The organism is Rothia sp. HMSC065B04 (assembly GCF_001812285.1).
GTDB lineage: Bacteria > Actinomycetota > Actinomycetes > Actinomycetales > Micrococcaceae > Rothia > Rothia mucilaginosa.
In genome coordinates, this window is record NZ_KV808408.1 from 321,184 (window position 1) to 342,915 (window position 21,732).

17 protein-coding genes are annotated in these 21,732 nt (G+C 58.1%); 14 read left to right on the forward strand and 3 right to left on the reverse strand.

The window, feature by feature from the left end; translation table 11 throughout:
• Positions 1–60: 60 nt before the first annotated feature.
• The 3 genes from thrS to HMPREF2845_RS09110 all read left to right on the forward strand — a co-directional run bounded on the left by thrS (position 61) and on the right by HMPREF2845_RS09110 (position 4,734).
• A complete protein-coding gene (thrS, locus tag HMPREF2845_RS04650) occupies positions 61–2,094 on the forward strand; it encodes a threonine--tRNA ligase (RefSeq protein WP_070634006.1) in 2,034 nt (677 codons plus the stop codon).
• A gap of 549 nt (positions 2,095–2,643) precedes the next feature.
• The gene (locus tag HMPREF2845_RS04655) at positions 2,644–2,913 is read left to right on the forward strand and encodes an aminotransferase (RefSeq protein ID WP_049342034.1); all 270 of its coding nucleotides are present in this window, start codon (positions 2,644–2,646) and stop codon (positions 2,911–2,913) included.
• 360 nt (positions 2,914–3,273) lie between these two features.
• Positions 3,274–4,734, forward strand: a complete 1,461-nt coding sequence (locus HMPREF2845_RS09110; protein WP_049353257.1) for an ATP-dependent nuclease — start codon at positions 3,274–3,276, stop codon at positions 4,732–4,734.
• A gap of 137 nt (positions 4,735–4,871) precedes the next feature.
• Here HMPREF2845_RS09110 and HMPREF2845_RS04670 read toward each other — a convergent pair whose 3' ends face one another.
• From HMPREF2845_RS04670 to HMPREF2845_RS09230, 3 genes are all read right to left on the reverse strand, one after another.
• Positions 4,872–7,781, reverse strand: coding sequence for an FAD-binding and (Fe-S)-binding domain-containing protein (locus HMPREF2845_RS04670; RefSeq protein WP_070634009.1), 2,910 nt, complete (start codon positions 7,779–7,781; stop codon positions 4,872–4,874).
• Between the two features lie 340 nt (positions 7,782–8,121).
• Positions 8,122–9,117, reverse strand: coding sequence for a restriction endonuclease (locus tag HMPREF2845_RS04675; RefSeq protein ID WP_070634010.1), 996 nt, complete (start codon positions 9,115–9,117; stop codon positions 8,122–8,124).
• A gap of 140 nt (positions 9,118–9,257) precedes the next feature.
• Positions 9,258–9,488 carry a hypothetical protein gene (locus HMPREF2845_RS09230; protein ID WP_141744435.1) on the reverse strand — a complete coding sequence of 77 codons (231 nt, stop codon included), beginning with the start codon at positions 9,486–9,488 and terminating at the stop codon, positions 9,258–9,260.
• 113 nt (positions 9,489–9,601) lie between these two features.
• Between HMPREF2845_RS09230 and HMPREF2845_RS04680 the strand changes: the two genes are divergently transcribed.
• The 11 genes from HMPREF2845_RS04680 (at position 9,602) to yajC (ending at position 21,727) form a co-directional block, all read left to right on the forward strand.
• Entirely contained in the window at positions 9,602–11,284 is a 1,683-nt protein-coding gene (locus tag HMPREF2845_RS04680) for a potassium channel family protein (protein WP_070634011.1), read from the forward strand.
• A gap of 493 nt (positions 11,285–11,777) precedes the next feature.
• A complete protein-coding gene (locus tag HMPREF2845_RS04685; protein WP_012903445.1) occupies positions 11,778–12,425 on the forward strand; it encodes a hypothetical protein in 648 nt (215 codons plus the stop codon).
• Between the two features lie 87 nt (positions 12,426–12,512).
• Positions 12,513–13,088 (forward strand): HIT family protein, encoded by a 576-nt coding sequence (locus tag HMPREF2845_RS04690; protein ID WP_070634012.1) that lies wholly within the window; start codon positions 12,513–12,515, stop codon positions 13,086–13,088.
• 548 nt (positions 13,089–13,636) lie between these two features.
• Positions 13,637–14,833: a hypothetical protein gene (locus tag HMPREF2845_RS04695; RefSeq protein WP_070634013.1), complete on the forward strand. Its 1,197-nt coding sequence runs from the start codon at positions 13,637–13,639 to the stop codon at positions 14,831–14,833.
• A gap of 191 nt (positions 14,834–15,024) precedes the next feature.
• The gene (locus tag HMPREF2845_RS04700) at positions 15,025–16,308 is read left to right on the forward strand and encodes a Mur ligase family protein (protein WP_070634014.1); all 1,284 of its coding nucleotides are present in this window, start codon (positions 15,025–15,027) and stop codon (positions 16,306–16,308) included.
• A complete protein-coding gene (locus tag HMPREF2845_RS04705; protein WP_070634015.1) occupies positions 16,308–17,075 on the forward strand; it encodes a type 1 glutamine amidotransferase in 768 nt (255 codons plus the stop codon). The genes HMPREF2845_RS04700 and HMPREF2845_RS04705 overlap by 1 nt, the downstream gene beginning before the upstream one ends.
• Positions 17,076–17,207: 132 nt before the next feature.
• Positions 17,208–17,966: a YebC/PmpR family DNA-binding transcriptional regulator gene (locus HMPREF2845_RS04710; protein ID WP_070506196.1), complete on the forward strand. Its 759-nt coding sequence runs from the start codon at positions 17,208–17,210 to the stop codon at positions 17,964–17,966.
• 345 nt (positions 17,967–18,311) lie between these two features.
• The gene (gene ruvC, locus HMPREF2845_RS04715) at positions 18,312–18,968 is read left to right on the forward strand and encodes a crossover junction endodeoxyribonuclease RuvC (RefSeq protein ID WP_070634235.1); all 657 of its coding nucleotides are present in this window, start codon (positions 18,312–18,314) and stop codon (positions 18,966–18,968) included.
• Positions 18,969–19,200: 232 nt separating this feature from the next.
• Positions 19,201–19,821, forward strand: a complete 621-nt coding sequence (gene ruvA / locus HMPREF2845_RS04720) for a Holliday junction branch migration protein RuvA (protein ID WP_005505871.1) — start codon at positions 19,201–19,203, stop codon at positions 19,819–19,821.
• 171 nt (positions 19,822–19,992) lie between these two features.
• On the forward strand, positions 19,993–20,979 hold the full coding sequence (gene ruvB, locus HMPREF2845_RS04725; protein WP_172855776.1) for a Holliday junction branch migration DNA helicase RuvB: 987 nt from the start codon (positions 19,993–19,995) through the stop codon (positions 20,977–20,979).
• A gap of 388 nt (positions 20,980–21,367) precedes the next feature.
• A complete protein-coding gene (yajC, locus tag HMPREF2845_RS04730; RefSeq protein ID WP_049342021.1) occupies positions 21,368–21,727 on the forward strand; it encodes a preprotein translocase subunit YajC in 360 nt (119 codons plus the stop codon).
• Positions 21,728–21,732: the final 5 nt, after the last annotated feature.

The window sequence follows — 21,732 nt, forward strand, 5'->3', positions numbered from 1 at the left end:
AATAGTATGCGCACCGGCGGCGCCCCGAGTGGCACGCTTGCGCCTGAGTTAAGGAGACTTATGTCTGCCGCTGATTCTTCAGCAATTGTTATTAGCGTTTCTGGTGAGGAGCGCGAGGTTACCGCGAAGACTGCTGCTGAGCTGTTCGCTGACGACCCGAAGATCGTTGTGGCACGCGTGAACGGCGTGCTCGTTGATCTCTCCCATGAGCTGTCTGCTGGCGATTCCGTTGAGCCGGTTTTCATTCACGAGCCGGACGGCCTGAACGTTCTGCGCCACTCTGCTGCGCACGTGATGGCGCAGGCGGTGCAGGAGTACCGCAAGGACGCCAAGCTGGGTATTGGCCCGTACATTACTGATGGCTTCTACTTTGACTTTGATGTGGCTGAGCCGTTCACTCCGGAAGATCTGAAGAAGATCGAGAAGTCGATGATTAAGATCATCAAGTCCGGTCAGCTGTTCCGCCGCCGCGTGGTCACCCACGACGAGGCTGTCGCCGAGATGGCGAACGAGCCGTACAAGCTGGAGCTGCTCTCCCTGACCCAGGGCCCCGGTTCTGGTGCGGATGCTGCCGAGGGCGCATCCGTGGAGGTCGGCGAGGGTGAAATCACCATTTACGACAACGTGCACCCGAAGACCGGCGAGACCGTCTGGAAGGACCTCTGCCGCGGCCCGCACCTGCCGAACACCAAGCTGATCGCTAACGGTTACGCCCTGATGCGTGCCGGTGGCGCGTACTGGCGCGGTTCTGAGAAGAACCCCATGCTGCAGCGTATTTACGGTACTGCTTGGCCGACTAAGGAAGAGCTGGTGGCGTACAAGGAGCGCATTGCTGAGGCGGAGCGCCGCGACCACCGCCGCCTGGGCCGTGAGCTGGACCTGTTCTCCTTCCCGAAGACCATTGGTCCCGGCCTGCCGGTAATCCACCCCAAGGGTGGCGTGATTAAGCGCGAGATGGAAGACTACGTGCGCACCCGCCACATTCAGGAAGGCTTCCAGTATGTCAGCACCCCGCACATTTCGAAGGAAGACCTGTTCTACACGTCCGGTCACCTTCCGTACTATGCGGACGGTATGTTCCCGCCCATGGAGCTGGATAACGGTCATTACCGTCTGAAGGCTATGAACTGCCCGATGCACAACGAGATTTACCGTTCTCGTGGCCGTTCGTACCGTGAGCTGCCGCTGCGTTTCTTTGAGTTCGGCACCGTGTACCGTGACGAGAAGTCCGGCGTGCTGCAGGGCCTGACCCGTGTGCGCATGATTACTCAGGACGACTCGCACTCGTATGTGACGAAGGAGCAGGCACCGGACGAGGTGCGTCACCTGCTGAAGTTCATGCTGAGCCTGCTTGAGGACTTCGGCATGACTGACTTCTACCTTGAGCTGTCCACCCGCGACACTGAGGGTGATAAGAAGGATAAGTTCATCGGTACTGATGAGCAGTGGGAAGAGGCTACCGCGGTTCTGGAGCAGGTTGCGAAGGAGACCGGCCTGGAGCTCGTTCCGGATCCCGGTGGAGCTGCGTTCTACGGCCCGAAGATTTCGGTTCAGGCGAAGGACGCGATTGGCCGTACCTGGCAGATGTCGACCGTTCAATATGACTTCAACCAGCCGAGCCGTTTCGGTCTGGAGTACCAGGCTGCTGATGGCACCGTGCAGGAGCCGGTCATGATTCACTCGGCGAAGTTCGGTTCGATTGAGCGCTTCTTGGGTGTGCTGACTGAGCACTATGCGGGCGCGTTCCCGGCGTGGCTGGCACCGGTTCAGGTGATTGGTGTGCCGGTGGCTGAGGCGTTCAACGACTACATGACCGAGATTGCGGACAAGCTGCGTGCGCACGGTGTGCGTGTTGAGGTGGATTACGGTTCGGATCGCTTCACGAAGAAGATTCGTACCGCGTCTACTGAGAAGGTTCCGTTCATCCTGATTGCTGGCGGTGAGGATGCGGAGCACGGCGCTGTTTCGTTCCGTTTCCGCGGCAACAAGCAGGAGAACGGTGTGCCCGTGGATGAGGCTGTGGCACGTATTGTGGAGCATATCCGCAACCGCGTGAACGAAGACCCCAAGCCCAGCACGGAGGCTGCTGAGTAGTACTAGGCTTTCTGGTCTAGCTCATATATAGAAACCACCCCCTTTGCGGCGACAAGCTTCGGAGGGGGTGGTTCTGTGTGCCTTGAGGAGGCGAGGGTGGGGGAGTGTGGTTGGGTGCAGAAAGTTGTGTTGTGGGGAACTTTTTAGCTTCAGAGTGCTAGCGTGGTAGTAAGGCGGACGTCCATAGTCATTCAGAAAATGGGTAGCTGGATGGTCCTGAAAATGATGTATCGCTGTTGATTATTGAGGGAGCACGAGCGTATGAAGTCGAATAAGTATGTTCCTGTTGGGATGCTGTTCTTGATCCTGGCAATTATCTTGAATGTAGTGTCAAATGTCAGCGACCTAGTGCTTGGAATCCTTTATGGCATCTCAATAGCAGTATTGATTATTGGACTATTTAATAGTCGAAAATAAGTGCTGTAGCAGACAAAAATGGACCCGGCGGGTCATCCGATTGGATAGCCCTCCGGGTTTTTCGGGGAGCAAAGTTTGTTCACGAAGAATTAGCAGGCTTCGCTGTTGAAACGCATTTGAAAGGGTGAGTGTATGGCAAGCGTTGAGGTGATGAAGGAACGAGCTCGTATTGCGGGTCGTTTCAACCTGTCTGCTCGCCGAAACCCGGAACACAGGGCACTTGTTGCGCTCGCTGCACAGAAGGCAGGAGGGGAGTGTCATGTTATCCCGGTTGCTCCCGGCGAAGATGAGGCTGATGTACTCCACCGTGCCCGCAAGGTTGCGGGCGGTAAACCGGTCATTATCGTGACCGAGACTAACGGAGAGCTTCGCGCTCGCCTCTTCGATGGAGGTAACAACTAGCTGTATAGGTAAGAAAGGATTCAGCAGACACTACTACTAGTAGTATTCCTGCTGGGTCCTTTCTGCTTTGAGGAGGCGAGGGTGGGGTGGGGGCGGTTGGGTACAGAAAGTTGTGTCGTGGTGGAGTTTTTCCTAGTCCGGGCGGGTGTCTTCGTGCTAGTGTAAGTGATGGCGCTAACGTTCGTTGCTGTTCGGAAGTGCCGGTAATTGTACGATTCGGATAAGGACGTCTGGATACGATTTGGGCACTTCGTGCGTGTTTAATCGCCAGGTATTCTATCTGCAAGTTCAAGGAGGAGCTTATAAGGTAAATATTTCTGAAACTTATTGAATTATTCCGTAACTATACAAGGAGGTATTATGTACATCAAGCGTATTGAATTAGAAAATATACGTTGTTTTTCCGGAAAAGAGGAAATTTTCTTATCTCCAGGATTGAACTATCTTGTTGGTGAAAACAATAGTGGAAAATCTTCTATTCTACATGCTTTAGATTACTTAAAGAGCTTCTCGTCAAAAGATGAATCTAAAATTTATACAAATAACACTGATTGTTCAAGAGTTATTATAGATATTGCCGGGGATGACCTGGAATATATTTTACGCGAAGAATCTTTAGATAAACTTATTCCGTATCTTTTTGATGATGGAAAAGGTGACAGTAAAATTCTTAGAGCTCAACGCCAGTCGCAGGAAGAATCTATTAGGCAAAATGGAAGAAGCGTGAAAGTCGATTCCAAGAAAGTGCTTTTCTGGAACCAAGAGAACGAGCAGTATGAGAATATCACCGGGATTGATGCAGCCCCTAAGAAACTTTTTGATTTTAATTTTATATATGCTGATGAAACTCCTGGTGAGCATGCCAATATGGCAACAACTAAAACTTTGGGAAAGCTCGTTGCAGAATGCGTATCGGACATTACCGAACATCAGTTGTGGGAAAAATTTAGTAAAGCTCATGCTGAATTATTTGTTCGAGATGGTGAGGGTAGTGTGCAAAATGCTTTAACTGATTTAGAAGGTAACTTAAATGAGTTACTTTCCGATCAGTATGCAAAAGGTGTTCGAGCAAAATTCATTTTCGATATGCCTGATGCATCTTCCTTCCTCAAGTCTGGTCGAGTCGTTATGTCTAATGGAGATAATGGTGATGATGAGACTAGTCTTGAGAATAAAGGAACTGGTCTGCAGCGAGCTTTTATGATTGCCCTGCTGCAAGTTTATGCCAAAAAAACTGCCGGAGATATCAATAAGTATAGTAAAAATATTTTTGGATTGGATGAGCCTGAAACATGGTTGCATCCGCGGGCGCAGATAAAATTAATTAAAGCTGTTAGGGAAATTTCAAAGAGTCAGCAGGTTATACTAGTTACACATTCCCCATATATGTTGCAGGATTTTGCCCCTGATAACTCGAATGTTATTGTTCTTGGTGAAAGCCCGAATGGGGGCAGGGCTTATAGATATACTGAGTTGAATAAATGTAAACTTCCGTACATTTCATGGAACGCAATTAATTATTATGTTTTTGGTGTCCCAAGTGTTGAGTTTATGGATGAGTTGTATGGTGAATTTCAGAAGAGAAGTACAGGTAAGGAATTTGCTGGAGAAGCAGAAATATGCGAAAAGCTAAAACAGGCGGGGGCTCCTTTAGCGTTGACCTGGAAGGATAATAGGCCGAAATTTAATGATCGGAGTGTTCCAGTATCTGTCTATGTTAGAAATTCTGTACATCATCCAGAGAGTAAAAACAAATATACTTCTGAACAATTGTTGCATGCTATTCAGGAGTTAGAATTGGCAATTATTAAGTATATTTAAAATTTTTTATGGTGTTATTTAAATATAGTTTTCAGTTTGTCTACGCAAAACCAATAAAAGTTATGCAAGACTTGGGGGCTCGGTAACCTACTGGTGTAGGTTACCGAGCCCCCTTTTCTAATGCCCTGGTGAAGTTGTTAGCGGGTGGTGCGTTCCAGCAGCTGCAGCACGTTCTGGTAGCTGTGGCCGGTCGCCTCGGTCATACCCTGCTCACAGGTACGGTTAGCCGAAATGTATGCGGCGAACTGCTTCTGCTCGCTCAGCTCCGCAGCCTCCGCCTCGGTAGCGCTTGCCGTCAGTTCGGGGTGCAGCATACCGCGGTCACCCGCATAACCACAGCAACCCCAGTGCTTCGGTACGTACACGTCGTCACTCATTGCGTTCGCAATCTTCTCAAACGCAGGCTGAGTACCCAGGTGCGTCATGGAGCAGGTCGGGTGCAGAGCAACCGACGGCAGGGGAGCAGACACGGTCAGCTTGTTCAGCATGTTATCGGCGGCGAACTGAACCGCATCGTACATGCGCAGGCGCGAGAAGTCCGGCTCACCCGGCTTCAGGCCGTTCACGATCTTGTGCTCAAGCGCCTTAATGACCTTCTCGCGCATCACCTCAAGGCCCTCAGTACAGGACGAAGCGTCACACACGACCGGCAGGCGGCCACCGTCAGTAGCCTCCCACAGGGACTTCAGCACACGGTCGCTCATGATCGAGTAGCCGTCAGTGAAGCCCTTCGACTTCCACGGGGTGGAGCAGCACATCTCACCAATGTTGTCCGGGATGCGGTACTTCACGCCCGCACGCTCACACAGGCGGATGAACGCCTGGGTTGCGTTGACCGGGTCGTGCTTGCCGTCGCCATCCACACCGCCGAACATGGAGTTCACGCAGGCGGGGAAGAACACAATCTCAGCGGTTGCGTCCTTGTGCGGCTTACGTGCCGGGCCACCGACCGGCAGGTCCTTCTTGTAGGAAGGAACCGTGTCGTCGCCCATGACCTTACGGGCAATGTTGGTGGTGCCGTGCACCACCGGGAACGGCAGCTTCTTAGCCACAGTCAGGGACTTACCGGCAACCTTATCCATGATGCCCCACTGCTGTGCGGCAATCTTCCAGCCGGTAGCGGCCAGCTTGTCCTGGTTCTCAGAACGCAGGCGGCGAATCAGGTCACCGGTGTTGATGTTCACGGGGCAACGGGTCTGGCACATGCCGTCCACAGCACAGGTCTCAATGCCGTAGTACTCGTACTCCTTACGCAGGCGCTCAGCGAGCTCGTGGTCGCCGTTCGCCTCAGCGGCAGCAATCTCACGGCGCAGCACAATACGCTTACGGGGGGTCAAAGTCAGGTTACGGGAGGGACAGACCGGCTCACAGTAGCCGCACTCCACACAACGGTCGACTTCTTCCTCAACGGTCTCAGCGACCTTCAGATCGGTCACGTAGTCGGTGCCCGGCTCAACCAGCAGAACGCCCGGGTTCATGAAGCCCTTCGGGTCAATGAGGCGCTTGATCTGGCGCATCACGTCGAAGAGTTCCTCACCGAACTGGCGGCTCACAAACGGAGCCATGATACGGCCGGTACCGTGCTCAGCCTTCAGCGAGCCTTCGTTACCGAGAATCAGCTGAACCATTTCTTCAGTGAAGTCGCGGTAGCGGTCCAACTGCTTCGGGTCGCGGAACTGCTCGTTCAGCATGAAGTGGATGTTACCGTCCTTCGCGTGGCCGAAAATCACGGAGTCCTGGTAGCCGTGCGAGTCGAACAGCTTGGTCAGGTCGCTACAGGTGTTACCCAGAACCTCGACGGGCACGACCACGTCTTCAAGCAGTGCGTTAGTGCCGGAACGGCGGTTACCCGCAACGGTGGTGTACAGGCCACGGCGGGCAGCCCACAGTGCGTTACGTTCAGACAGCTTGCTGGTCATCGACACCGGCGAAGCCACGGGCAGGTTCTTAAACATGGGTGCCGCAGCGGCAGCCAGGTCGTTCAGCTCCTGCTCAGAGTTGCCCTGGAACTCAACCAGCAGAGCGGCGTGGTCCTTCACGTCAATGGCGGCGAGCGCCTCCGCAGCCTGGCCGGTACGCTGGCCCACACGAATACTGGTGGCGTCCATCAGCTCCACGGTCGCCAGCTTGTTAGCAACCAGCTCGGGCACGGAGCGCGCCGCATCAATCAGGTTGTTGAACACGAGCAGGCCGGTGGAAATGTTCTTCAGAATCGGGCGGGTGCGGTAGGTTGCCGAAGCAACGAAGCCGAGGGTACCTTCCGAACCAATCAGCAGGTGCTGCAGAATGTCCACGGGGGTTTCAAAGTCGACCAGGGAGTTCAGGCCGTAACCCATGGTGTTCTTCATGGAGTACTGCTGGCGAATCTTCGCCATGGATTCGGGGTTCTCGGTGACGCGCTTACGCAGGCGTAGCAGGCCCTCGTGAAGTTCAGGTTCGAGGGAGCGCAGCTTCTGGTCAGCGTCCGGTTCGGCGGTGTCAATGATGGTGCCGCTGGGTAGTACGAACACCATGGAGTCCAGGGTGTTGTACGTGTTGTACTTGGTGCCCGACGACATACCGGAGGAGTTGTTCGCAACCACACCACCGACGGTGCATGCGGACCAGGATGCCGGGTCGGGGCCGAGCTTGTAGCCGTAGGGTGCCAGGTAGTTGTTGACCATCATGATGGTCGCGCCGGGCTGCACGCGAACCTTCTTGCCGTCTTCAAGGACTTCAATTTTCTTGAAGTGGCGGCGGGTGTCGATCATGAGGCCGTCGCCGCTGGACTGACCGGAGAGGGAGGTGCCGCCGGAGCGGAAGGTCAGCGGCAGGCCGAGGTCGCCGGCTGCGCGGAAGATGTTGGCGACGTCTTCGGCGGAGTCGGGGCGGATGAGGCCGGCGGGCACGAGCAGGTAGTGGGATGCGTCGTGGGAGATTGCCAGGCGCTCCAGTTCAGAGACGCTGGATTCGACGGCTTCTGCGCGCGCATCGGAGAGTAGACGCTTGAGGGTGTCCTCGTAGGGGGACTTGAGTGCTTTGGAAGTGTTTGACACAACGGTGGTCATGATGAATCTCCTTAGTGAGACTGTCTTACCTTTCAGTATGTGCTCTTGAACACCGTCTTTTCCGCTTAGCTATGGCTAAGCTTGGCGACTACTTGTCACCATAAAGGGGGTGGGTTATACACCGTGCTGATGCGGTGGTTTGCCGCGTATTTGCTGGCTTTCCGGGGGAATACGCCCGGGCCTGCGGAGGCGCACCCACCACACTCTGAACGCCGCGGTTGCTCTTAGGCGCGGCTGCCGAGGGTTGTAACATTCCAGCGGCTAACCCAAAAGGCGGCTAACCCAAAAGAAAGCGTGGGGCAGAAAGCTACATGCTTTCCACCCCACGCTTGTGTAACGTTTAGGCTTCGTCGAAGAAGTCCTCATCAAGCTTCATGATGGTGTACGTGCGTGCCACCTGTACGCCAATACCGTACTTAATCATGAGGCGCGCCAGGTGCTCACCATCAATCAGAACGAGGGAAACTCCGCCACCAAGTTCCTCCGCATAGCCGCGTGCGTCAGACGTATAGGAGCTCGACGTGATGAACACTCCCTGCGTTGCCTTGCCATGCAGTGCGCCCACAAAGCTCTGAAGGGCAGGGCGTCCCACCACATTGTCCTTGGCGTAACGCTTAGCCTGGACATAAATCTTTGAAATACCCAACGCATCCTGGTCAATGATTCCGTCCACGCCGCCGTCATTGGAAGCCGGAGTAACGGTGCCGCGTCCTGCCGGGCCGCCGTAGCCCATCGCCAACAGAACATCCACCACCAGATGCTCAAAAGCAGTCGGAGACATTGCGCGGACGCGTTCCAAAATATCGTGCGTCAGCGCGGACTCAATCTGAGTGATGCTTTCATCAATGAGTTCCTGCGGGGTGCTATCAGACACCTCAGAGGGTGCAGTCGTGACGGCAACAGTCTTGGTAGCGGTCTTCGGGGTTTCCTGCGGGTCCTGCTCGGAACTATCAGACTGGGAACGCTCACGCGTGCTGCGGGCGGAACGAACGATATGCGCGACGACATCATCGGGGATGCCCCCAGGATGAGCCTCAATCAGCTTCAAGCCTTCGTCAGAAATAACCTGCTGACCGCGGCGAGGGGAATCAACCGCACCGAACATCTTGAGATAGGTCAAGCCCCAACTAATGCGGTCCACATAGACGGGACGCTTGCCGTTCGGCAGGTAGGGTAGTAGCTGCTCGTCAGAAAGCGGGTAGCGCTCTGCTACAGCGCTATAAATCTCTTTATTGGTGCGGGAGTTGCCGTCAGATAGGTACGCAAGAATGCTGGGAATGAATTCGTAGAACTTGGGAAGTTCAACCTCAGTGGTATCAGGCGACTGAGCGGTCATCGGTGTATCTCCATTGATTGATAACGGCTGGTTAATAACGGCGGGTAGTCCGTTCTTAATATACCTCTAATACAAAAGATAATCGTTACCAGAGGTGCCTGTTTTCCCTTGTGCAGGCTTTATTAGCGCCGCAGCTGCTCTTAGGCACGCCCGCCGAGGGCCGTAACATTCCAGCTAGCAGTACTATCAGAAGTCACCACACCACAAAATAGGGGAGAACCCGCCGAAGCACGCACCCCCAAATCCTCCACAAACACGCGGCCACCCGCAGGCACACTACGCTCCTTACGATCCACACCCGCACAATACACCGTCATCTTCGCACCCGAACGGTTCTCCACCGCAACCGAACCGCCGCCCGATTTCGACACAGTATCGTGCACAAAACCGCGGTGTAAAGACCGCCGCCCAAAGGTCACAGCACAAGGTCACAGTGCAACGAAATAGAAACGCAAACGCAACGGCGTGGAGTATCATTCACACTATGGATAAGGCAGAACAGAACCAGACAGACAACACGGTAAAGAACGGCACAGCACCCAATACCTCGGGGAATACCTCGGGCAATATTCCGGGGAACAGCCCGGTGGGTGCGTCTGCGCGCCCTGAAACTGTTGCATCTGAAACTACCGCATCTGAAGCCGCCGCTGAGAATACCACGAAGGCTGGTTATACCCAGTCGGCACCGGCAGAATCCAGTGCCGCCAAAACTAGTGCTGCAGCAAGTAGCCCCGCAGAGGCTACCGCCCCCGGCATGGAGGCAGTACAGGTTGATGCCGTGCAGATTGATAGCGCCCGCCTGGACAGCACCCACTCCGTCTACTCCACCGACCTGGACCCCGACGACTACGAAGAGGTCGTCGAAGAATACGCCACCACCGACGCGCCGGACGGTACGCACCGCGAGGAGCGTCGCATCACCCGCACCACGCATCACCCGCACGGCAAGGGCGACCAGAAAGCGGGCACCCAGGGTAACCCCGATGATGCCGCCGAGATAATCGATGCGGGCGAACCCGAAACGCACACCACGACCATTCGCACGGTCACCCGCACCGTCACGGACCCGCCGCGTCGCGCCCCGCGCACCCGCCTGTTCCGCACGCTCAGCAAGTACCGCGGCGAGAAGAACCTGGCGGCGTGGGAGGAACGCTCCTCCACGCCCATGTTCGTGGCGTCCGTACTGTACCTGCTCGCGTTCGCCGCGCCCATCATGAGCACACGCATTCAGGAGCCGTACGACGCGTACCTCAACATCATTCAGATGATCCTGTGGGGCCTATTCGCCGCCGACTACTGCATTCGCCTGTACTTGGCGCCGCGGCGACTCTACTTCATCACGCATAACCTGATGAACCTGGCGATTGTGCTGCTGCCCGCGTGGCGTATTGTCAGCTTCCTCTCCATGATTTATATGACCGCCAACCGCCAATATAAGAGGCTCTCAGAGCTGGCGGTGAAGCTCTTCGGATACACCGCGATCTTCATCATCATGTTTGCCCTGTCGATCTATTCGGTGGAGTCCTCCGAGCCGGGCGCGATGATTCGTGACCTGCCCACCGCCTACTGGTGGATGTTCACGACCCTCGCCACGGTCGGCTACGGAGACGTTTACCCGGTCACCGGTATCGGCAGGGTCATCGCCGTGATCGTCATGCTGTACGGCGGGGGCTTGGTCGCGGTTGCTACCGGTGCGCTCGCGAGCTGGATTATCGAAAAGTTTGGTGGCAGGGAGGAGCAGGAGTACCCCGCAACCAAGGCTGACGTGGACGATCTTCGCCAGGAGATTTCTGAGTTGCGTGCCCTGCTGGCTCGTGAGTATGCGCGCCGTGAAGCCCGCGACTACACGTTGCGTGAGGTCGTGGATGAAGACGGTGTGCACCCGGTTCCTTCGGATGCGGAGGCGGCACGCCGCGCCGGTTTCAGCGCCGCCGCGGGCTTTACTGCCCCTGGTACTCCTGGCGCTCCGGGTGCTGCTGCGGCAGCTTCTGCGGAGGCTACCCCGAACACCGCGCCCGGCGCCGCGCGGGCTGGTGAACCTGCCGACTCCTCGGCATCTCATGAGGTTGCGGTGCGCGAGCAGGAGCCGGTCGCCCTGCTGGAGGAGACCCGCCAGACGTTCACGATTATTCGTGAGAAGTTCTCGCTACGTTCCCGCAAGCAGTAGTCCGCTCGCAAATACCCTGCGGACAGTAACCGGGCTGTAGCGGCTCGGTTGCGGTAGCGCAGATAGCAGCGCAGATATAACAGTTCAGTTGAGGCTTGGCGCTCAAACCCACACCGCATACTTATTGAAGCGGTGGGTTTGGGTGCCGAGCCCACGCGAAGGCAAGACGAAGGCAAGAAAATTGCCGCCCACGCCACCGTGCGGGATATTTCGCCTTGTCGAGGCAAAATTAGCCCGTGGAGAGTGCAAATTGGGGCTCGTGTGCGCGAAAAACCCCTCAACTTAAGATCTAATGTGACCAAACTATCTTTTAAAAATGGCCGCCACTGGTGAAACTCCTAGCCAGAGCCTATAAACTATCTACCGTGCCGGTTATCGAACGCCCTGTAGCCTCAATGCGCTACGGGGTGTCGTCGTATCCCCACCTCACTCACGGGGAGGCACCACTCAACTCACAAACTCACTCAAACACATACTCTGTTAGGACACGTTCGTGGTACCTAAGTCCACTCTGGGCGCGCTCGCTCTACTCGGCGCGCTCTCTCTCACCGCGTGTGCACCCGCACCGAATAACGCCTCCGCAAGTGCGGTTGTTGACCCCGCAGCTTTTGAAACCGTCGAGCCTAGTGCCGTTTCCGCCCCCGGCGATGACAGCACCGGAATTAAGGCGGCGGTTAATGCCTCGCATGACCCGTCGATTCACCCGGCTGCGACCCAGCCTACTGAGACCCCCGCGCCGGACAACACGAGCAACCAGGAGCCTGCCGCATACACCGCGGCGCCCATGCCTTCCTCGGCAGCCGTTGCGCGCTCGCAGAAAATCATGGACGGCACCTGGGTTCAGCAGGACTCTACCAACCTTGAGAACTACATGGACGCAGTCATTCACGACGGCATTATCGAGGTCACCTACCACCTGAACCACGAAGAGCTGGCAACCCCCTTCTGGGCTGGCACTTTCGAGGCGAAGACCGGCAACTTCAGCTACATTTCGCACGTGGACCACGCGAAGCTGAGCCACGCACCGTACGCCTCCGATAAGGAAACCAAGGAATTCGTCATGGAGGACGGCGTGCTGAGCTTCCCCATGACCTTTGAGGGTGCCACCCGCATCATTCACCTGGAAAAGCAGCACAGCTAAGCGCGCTGCCGGGGGAGTTATCTCATATCTGGCACGCATGACGGACGGGGCGTTCCCGTTGCCGCGTGCGGGCTATAGAATGGGACTATGAGCGAGAACACGACCCCCGAGCATGGCACCGCAGCCTCGGTGCAGGATTCCTTCGAGCTACCCAGCGCACCGGACCAGTTCCAGCGCCTGTGGACCCCTCACCGCACCGCCTACGTGAGCGGTGGCCAGAAGGACTACACCGAGAAGACCTGCCCCTTCTGCACCGCGCCCAGCCGCAGTGACGAAGAGTCGCTGATTGTGCACCGCGGCGAGCATGCCTTCGTGATTCTCAACCTCTACCCGTATAACCCCGGTCACCTGCTGGTCTGCCCGTACCGCCACATCCCGTTCTATGACGATGCGACCGAGGCAGAAACCATGGAGATTGCGCAGCTGACGCAGCTCGCCATGAAGGTTCTGCGCGAGGTGTCGCATAATGACGGCTTCAACATTGGCATTAATCAGGGCAAGGTGGGCGGCGCGGGCATTGCTGATCACCTGCATCAGCACATTTTGCCGCGCTGGAGTGGAGATACGAACTTCCTGCCGATTATTGCTCAGACGAAGACCATGTCTCGCACGCTGGATGATATGCGCTCTGCGATTGCGGGGGGGTTTGCCCGCCTCAGCTAGATGGCGTGGCTCATCCGTCAGATAGTCCGGCTGAGCGGCTTGGTGATTTTGAAATTTTGCACTAATTGCTTCAATTTGCCAGCTAGTGCACAGAAATTCTGCGTCATAAATGCGCAGATTGGGCAGTCGATGCGTATTTGAATGATGTTATGTCCATTGGATATGGCAAAGTTTTAAATGCAGCGACGCTGCGGGGAAGCTTCCGGCTTCCATGAACACCGCATAGCTCACCGAAAAATAGCGGTCACCGATCGCTTTCGGGCTTGGCAGGGTAAGCGCCCTGCCTCAACCACAGAGGTCAGCGCCTCAGCTGAGAACCCACCCCGTCGTGCGTGAACGCACGGCAACACTGCGAGGGGTGCGGATCAGCGTGAAGGACGCTGGCCTCTTTTTGTGTTCTGCCGATGCGCGTGGCAGATGCGTGTGGGGGCGAGCGCGCGGGGAATGTGCGGAACGTCTAGGGTGAGCCCGCCGGTCGTGCCACGAACCCGCCAGACCCGCTAGATTTGCCAGCACTAGATGTACCAGACCCGTTAGAGTGGAATGCTATGGACTACCCCAACCTGCTTGAGACTGCTTTCGACGAGTTTAGTGCTGTGCCCGTCGCTGGTAATAATGCCTGCGCCGGTCATGATGCCGCCGGTGATTCTGCAGGCGCGCCGCAGCTGCTCATCTGGAGGCAGATCCGCTGGTCCAACCGCCGCCCGCTCATTGAAGTGGAACCGGTCGTGCCCGGCGGGGTCGCGGAAGGAACTCATAACCGGGCGTCTCAAGCGGCGGGGGAGAGCGCCCCTAACCAGGAAAGCAACCCTGCGCAGCGTGGCGTTCCGAGCGGGGTTCGCATCCAGATTCCGTTGACCCCCGGCGCCTACCTGGGGCTGCGCATTCCGCGCGATAGCGAGGGGGAACTCTACCGCTACTGCGCCGGCTACACCACCGGTACGAGCAATGACGCCGCCCCCGAATCCGCGGGAATCCGCCGCGTACCCTGTCCCGAAGGTGCCCGCATCCAGCGTGGCCAGCAGTGCCCGCGCTGCACAGCCCGCGACGAATTTACCGCCCTGCACAGCGCGCACCTGTACCCCGGAACGCTCACCGAATCCATGCGCGCCTACGCCATGCTGGAGCATCGCCTCTATATCGCGACCTTCCCGGACGGCACGCACAAGGTCGGCACGAGCTCCCTGCATTCGACCCCGCGCCGCCTGGACGAGCAGGCGGTCGCCACCGCCACCTACATTGCGCTCGCACCCGACGGGCTTGCTATTCGCCGCGCCGAGGACGCCGTGACCGCTCTCGCGAAGATTCCGCAGGTCAAGCAGGTGGCGAGCAAGTACCGCGCCTGGACGAACCCGCTACCCGGCGCGCAGCTTCGTGTTGCCCACCAGGAGGCGGTTGCCCGCGCCCGCGAAGCGCTCGCCGAACTGGCGCGCACCGACCCGGAGGTGCCGCTCACCGCCCTGGATGAGCCGTGGATTCCGTCGCTCGCCATGAACCGTCCGTATGCGGCTCTGCGCGCGCAATCGCCCGAACCGCTGGCGCCCTGTGATCCTGGTTTGGGCGATTCCGGTACCGAGGACGGGGCGGCTGGTTTCTTCTGCACGGGCGCGGCGGGTCAGTTTCTGAGTGCCCACACCGGCGATGCTGACGCGGCGTTCCTGGTGAATACTGCCGCGTGGCGGAACGTGTTGGTGGAGCCGGCGCAGGAGTTCACGCGGGTGAGGGTGCAGGGTTCTCTGTTCTAGATGGGTTCACTGTACTAGGCGGGTTCGCTGTTCTAATACCCCCGGCGCTCCGCTCTAGCCGGAGCCCCGCACCAAACCCCTGCGCCAAACCCCCCGCACCCCCTGCGCCAAAACCCCAGTAACCCCGCCCCGTCCGGCATGAGCGAACGATACCGCTCCCCACATTCAGCCGTTAGCGTGCGTGTACTAAAATGGTAAGCATGTCCAAACCCCTCATTCGTCTTCTCGGCCAGGGCGTACGCGCCGCGACTAAGCTTCGCGGCGGCGGCTCCGCCTTCCCCGGCCTTGTCATGGAAAAATTGCACCCCGACTTCGTCGCTGAAGAGCTCGCGAAGCTGCCCTACGGCGTGGTTGTTGTCTCCGGCACGAACGGTAAGACCACCACCACGAAGATGGCTGTGCAGCTGCTTGAAGCTCAGGGTCTGAAGGTTTTCACTAACCGCACCGGTTCGAACTTTGTGCGCGGTGTCGCCGCGGCACTGCTGGGCGAGATGACCCTCGGCGGCAAGCTTGACGCTGATATTGCTGTGCTTGAGCTGGATGAGGCGCACGCCGTGCACTTCGTCAAGGCCGTCAAGCCCGATTACGCTCTGCTGCTGAACGTTCTGCGTGACCAGCTGGACCGTTTCGGTGAGATTGACACGACCCGCCGCATGCTGGCGACCGTCGCCTCCGCAACGACCGGTACCGTGGTGCTCAACCGTGAGGACCCGCGCATCCGCTCCCTCGCTGAGAACGTGCAGCCTGGCGTGACCGTCAAGTACTACGGTCTGGATGAGTCCCTGCGCTCCTACTTCCCTTCGGATGATGAGATGCGCGGCGGCACTGTCGCGAAGGCAACCCTGCCCGAAGCTGACGTCACCCTGACCGCGTTCTCCGGCACCTCCGCTACGTTCGACCTGGCGGGTGTGGAGCGAGTCGGCGAGATCAACCTCTACGGTATTTACAACATCTTCAACGCGGCAGGCGCTATGGCGCTGACCCGCGCCGTCATGGGCGAGAAGCTCAACGAAGATAAGCTCATCGCCGAGCTGGCGAAGATTACCCCCGCCTTCGGTCGCGGTGAGACCCTGAACGTGAACGGCCGCCCGCTGCAGCTGCTGCTGGTGAAGAACCCGAGCGGTTTCCGCCTGTCCCTGGCGAGCGCGAACGCTGACGACTACGCCACCATGATTACGATCAACGACCAGTACGCTGACGGTCGTGACGTGTCCTGGCTGTGGGATGTTGACTTCGACAGCTTGAAGAAGACCGGCGTGCAGATGGTTTCGGGTGTGCGTGCCTGGGATATGGCGCTGCGTCTGGAGCATGACGGCGTGAAGGTTGACGATGTTAACGAGAACCTCGCCGATGCGCTCAAGGGCTTCATCGCCTCCAGCGGTAACGCGCCCATGCGTATTTTCTGCACCTACACCGCAATGCTGGCTCTGCGTGAAGAGCTCGCAAAGATCACTGACGTTGAGAGGGTCTCCTAATGACGGCAACTCACACTTTTGAGGGCACCCCCGCCTCCGGCCCCAATAACGGTAAGACTCTGCGTATTCTGCAGCTGTACCCGCTCGACATGAACATTTACGGCGACTGGGGTAACACTCTGGCGTTGGCTCGTCGCGCGCAGGCGCACGGCTTTGACGTGCAGATTCTGGACCACAACCCCGGTCAGCCTTTCCCGGAAGATGTTGACATCATTCTGGGTGGCGGCGGCCAGGACTCGGGTCAGTCCGTGATTCAGGATGACCTGCACGCGAACGGTGACACGCTGCGCTCGCTGGCTGAGGCTGGCGTGCCGATGCTCGTCATTTGTGGCCTGTACCAGCTGTTCGGCAAGGAATTCCGCACCCGTGAGGGTGAGGTGCTGAAGGGTATCGGCATTTTTGATGCGCACACGGTCGGCGGCGATGACCGACTGATCGGCAACATTGTTGAGGAGTCTGAGGAGTTCGGCACCGTGATTGGTTTTGAAAACCACTCGGGCCTGACTTACCTGGGTTCCGGCTGCACCCCGCTGGCTACCGTCACTAAGGGTGAGGGCAACAACGTGACCGACTCGCATGAGGGTGCGCGCGTGCACAACGTAATTGGCACCTACCTGCACGGTTCGCTGCTGCCGAAGAACCCGAAGATTGCGGACTACCTGATTGAGCAGGCCGCAATTCGTCGCTTTGGCGAGTTCACGCCGAACACGATTGACGACTCGCTGGTGGAGAAGGCGCGCGCTTCGGCTGCGTCCCGCCCCCGCTAGCCTATTCCTGGCGGTGGCGTGCACTTTCTGAGGTGGTGTGCGCCTCCGCTACGGTATAGTTATGTGAGTACAGTACGGTGCGTGGGACGTTTCGCCGTGCCCGCACGGAGGTTTTGACTAAGGGAGATACGAATGTCCGGTCACTCTAAATGGGCGACTACTAAGCACAAGAAGGCTGCTATCGACGCTAAGCGCGCGAAGGCTTTCGCGAAGTTCATTAAGGCAATTGAAGTTGCAGCACGTATGGGCGGCGCTGATATTGCTGGTAACCCCGCTCTTGACCTGGCTGTGTCGAAGGCGAAGAAGAACTCCGTTCCTAACGACAACATTGACCGCGCAATCAAGCGTGGCGCTGGCCTGACCGGTGAGACCATTGACTACACCGAAATCATGTACGAAGCACGCGGCCCGCAGGGTACCGCTCTGTACATTGAGTGTCTGACCGATAACCGTAACCGTGCAGCGTCTGAGGTTCGCCTGGCCGTGACCCGTAACGGCGGCACCATGGCTGACCAGGGTTCGGTTGCGTTCCTGTTCGAGCGTAAGGGCGTTGCTGAGGTCACCAAGACTGACGGTCTGACCGAGGACGACGTTCTGATGGCTGTTCTGGATGCAGGCGCTGAAGAGGTTCTGGACGAGGGCGATATCTTCACCGTTGTTTCCGCAGCGACCGACCTGCCCGAGATCCGTAAGGCACTGGACGAGGCTGGCCTGGAGTACAACAACGACGACCCGGTCTTCCGCCCGACCATGCAGGTTGACCTGGACGCTGAGGGTGCTAAGAAGTTCATGAAGCTGGCAGATGCTATTGAAGAGCTCGACGACGTTCAGAACGTCTACTCGAACGCTAACGTCTCTGACGAGGTTATGGCAGAGCTGGAAGCTGAGTAATCATAGCTGAGTAATCACTCGGGTTCTGATATCTGATGCTTGAAGAAGCCGCTCCTTTAACCGAGCCGCCGCGCGGTGGCTGGTTGGGGGAGTGGCTTCTTAGTGTCTGGGCTGTATTGCCTGCGATACCGCATTTTGGGGATGCGCTGGGTACTTTTCGCGGGGCGCGCGGTGACTGTTCACGCGGTGACCGCGCTTGTGATGGCCGTTCTCGTGATGCCCGCGCTCGTGGCATGCCCCGGTGCCGGGTGCTAGGATTCTGAAGGGCTAGAATCTAGAGATTCTAGAGGGAGTTTGTCGAAAGGGGAGATGATGGCCGCTGCTCAACCTGCCGCACGCGATAGCATGCGTGAGAACCGTACTGCCGCCGCTGTGGAGCGTGTGCCGGGTGCAACCCGCATCATGGGTGTTGACCCGGGTCTGACCCGCTGCGGCTTCTCCATGCTCGATATGACCGCCGACCGTAAGGCGCACTTCGTGAACGTGGGTGTTGCCGGCACGATCCCGGCGGAGTCCCTGGACCAGCGTATTCTCTGGATTTTCAACGCCGCCTCCCACTGGCTCGACACCTATAAGCCGGATGCCCTGGCGATTGAGCGTATCTTCGCGCAGGAGCAGGTGAACACGGTGATTGGTACGGCGCATGCTTCGGGTGCGGTGATTTCTGCTGCGGCGATGCGCGGCGTGCCGGTGTTCTTCCATACCCCCTCGGAGGTGAAGGCGGCGGTGACCGGTAGTGGCCGCGCCGATAAGGCGTCCGTGGGTCGTATGGTGACCCGTATTTTGGGGCTGGAATCCATGCCGAAGCCCGCCGATGCTGCCGATGCTCTGGCGATTGCAATCTGTCACGGCTGGCGTGGCGGCGGTATCGGTTCGGGCATTAATATGTCCGCCCAGACGCAGACTCACCAGGGTTCACGCCCGGCGCAGGCTCGCCGTGGTGGGTCGTTGACTCCGGCGCAGCGTGCCTGGATGGAGGCGGAGGCGCGCGCTCGCCGCTAGAGGTGCCGCCACTAGAGGGGGCCTTCGTGGGCTTGTGTGCCGCCTCCTGCTGGCTCGCGTGTATTCGCTAAGAAGTTCGAATATATGCTTGATTTCAGAAGAAATATTCTAATATACTTGTAGTGTCTCCCCGTCGAACTGGGGGAGTGCGTTCTGTGGGTGCCGGAGTGCCCGGTGCCCTCACACTGCCGCGAGCCTCATTCCTGGGCGCGGTGTTGAAAGGTGGAGAGAAATGATTGCATCCCTGACCGGTCGTGTGGCTCAGGTGGGCCTTGATCATGCGGTGATTAACGTGAACGGTTTTGGCATGCTCGTGTACGCTACCGCGCGTACTCTCTCCAAGCTGCGCACCGGTGAGGAAGCTACCGTGCTGACCACCATGATTGTGCGTGAAGAGTCGATGACTCTGTACGGTTTTTCGGAGCCTGCCGAGCGTGAAGTGTTCGATATGATGCTTTCGGTTTCCGGTATTGGTCCGCGTATTGCTCTGGCGGTGTTGAGTGTTCACACTGCCGCTGAGGTGGAGCGCGCCGTGGCGACCGGTGACGATAAGGCGTTCACGAAGGTTCCCGGTATTGGCCCGAAGGGTGCCCGCCGTATTGTGCTGGAGCTTGCCGGCAAGCTGATTCTCAGCGATGGCCAGACCGATGAGTTGCCGCTGAGCCAGGGCATTGTCTGGAAGCCGCAGGTGCTTGACGCTCTCACCTCTCTGGGCTGGAGCGAGAAGGACGCTTCCGCCGCTATTGACGCTTACGTGCAGCACAACCCTGCCGCAGAGACTGAGCCGGTGGGTGTGGCTCTGCGTGGTGTGCTCGCCTCCTTGGGTACTCAGAACACGGTGGGCCGCCACTAAGCGGCGCGCCCTGTTCGACGTATCCCACTCAAACTTTTGTGAAAGAAGAATTCTATGAGCCAGAATCCCTATGAGCCGCAGCCCGCGGCGTCCCTGGTTTCCGGCGGGTATTTTCCCGGTCAGGTGCCCGGCACTCAGGCGTCTTCAGCTCCCGCCCAGCGCCTGGTGGCGATGGAAGAAGAGCCTGAAGAGAAGATGATTGAGGCGGCACTGCGCCCTAAGTCCCTGGATGACTTTGTGGGTCAGCGCCGTGTGCGTCAGCAGCTGTCCCTGGTGTTGGAGGCTTCGAAGATGCGTGGCCGTAGCGCCGACCATGTGCTGCTGTCGGGCCCTCCCGGTCTGGGTAAGACCACTCTCGCAATGATTATTGCGGCAGAGATGGAGGCGCCGCTGCGCATCACCTCCGGTCCGGCGATTCAGCATTCGGGTGATTTGGCGGCGATTCTGTCTTCGCTGACTCCCGGTGAGGTGTTGTTCCTGGATGAGATTCACCGTATGAGCCGCCCGGCTGAGGAAATGCTCTACATGGCGATGGAAGATTTCCGTGTGGACATTGTGGTCGGTAAGGGTGCGGGTGCGACTTCCATTCCGCTGGAGCTGCCGCAGTTCACTCTGGTGGGTGCGACGACCCGTGCGGGTCTGCTGCCCGGTCCTCTGCGTGACCGTTTCGGTTTTACCGGTCACCTGGAGTTCTACTCGGTGGAGGAGCTGGAGCTGGTGCTGCGCCGTAGCGCTGGTCTGATGGATATGCAGATTACCTCCGAGGGTTTCACCGAGATTGCCGGTCGTTCCCGCGGCACGCCGCGTATTGCGAACCGCCTGCTGCGTCGTGTGCGTGACTGGGCACTGGTCAACGGTGTGGACCGCATCAATGCGACCGATGCCGCAACCGCGCTGGACATGTACGAGGTAGATTCGCGCGGCCTGGACCGTCTGGACCGCGCCGTGCTGGAGGCGCTGATTCACAAGTTCGGCGGTGGCCCGGTGGGTCTGTCCACCCTCGCCATTGCGGTGGGTGAAGAGACGGAGACCGTGGAGACGGTTGCCGAGCCGTACCTGGTGCGTGAGGGCCTGATTGGTCGCACCCCGCGCGGTCGTGTGGCTCTGCCCGCAGCGTGGGAGCACCTCGGCTTGGAGGCCCCGGAGATTCAGCTCTAGATCCGCATCAGCTCTAGATTCGTATCAGCTCTAGCCCCGCACCAGCTGATAACACTGTTGTAGTAGCCCGTGGGAGGTATCCGCCTCCCGCGGGCTTCTCTGTACCCCGGTTTCTGCAGGCGCGGTGCTCTTCTACCGGTTCTGCAGGCGCTGTCGGGTTCCATTGGGCGCTGTCGGGTTCCATTGGGCTCTGCCGGTCTTTACCAGCGACATAAAATTACGCCGAGAGAGTCCAAAACTCAGGTTAACCTCACAAAAACGCTGGTTCGGGGCGCTAAAGCTCATGCTCTCGCGTAGGATGGATACGTACTGTATCTACGATTCCACACCTTCTGGTACGCTCAACCCTCGCGGTGAGCGGCACGGGTGCGGATGTGAAAGTGAGACCATGGATTTTAACCTCCTGATTATGATCGCCATGATGGCGCTGCTGGCATGGATGATGTTCTCCGCCCAGAAGCGTCAGCGTAAGCAGATGGAGGAACTGCGCGCAATGCAGCAGTCTCTCGTCCCCGGCACCCAGGTGATGACTGGTTCCGGCATCTACGGCACCGTTGTCAGCACTGACCTTGAGAACAACAAGCTGCAGCTTCAGATTGCGGACGGTGTTGTTATCACCCTGGCACTGAACGCGATTATGGCCGTCGTTGAGGAGGAAGCCCCCGCGGCGCCCCTGACCGAGGACGTGTACGAGGCTACCGCATCCGAAGCTCCCGCTTCCGATACCTCTTCTGATACTGCTAAGTAATTCAG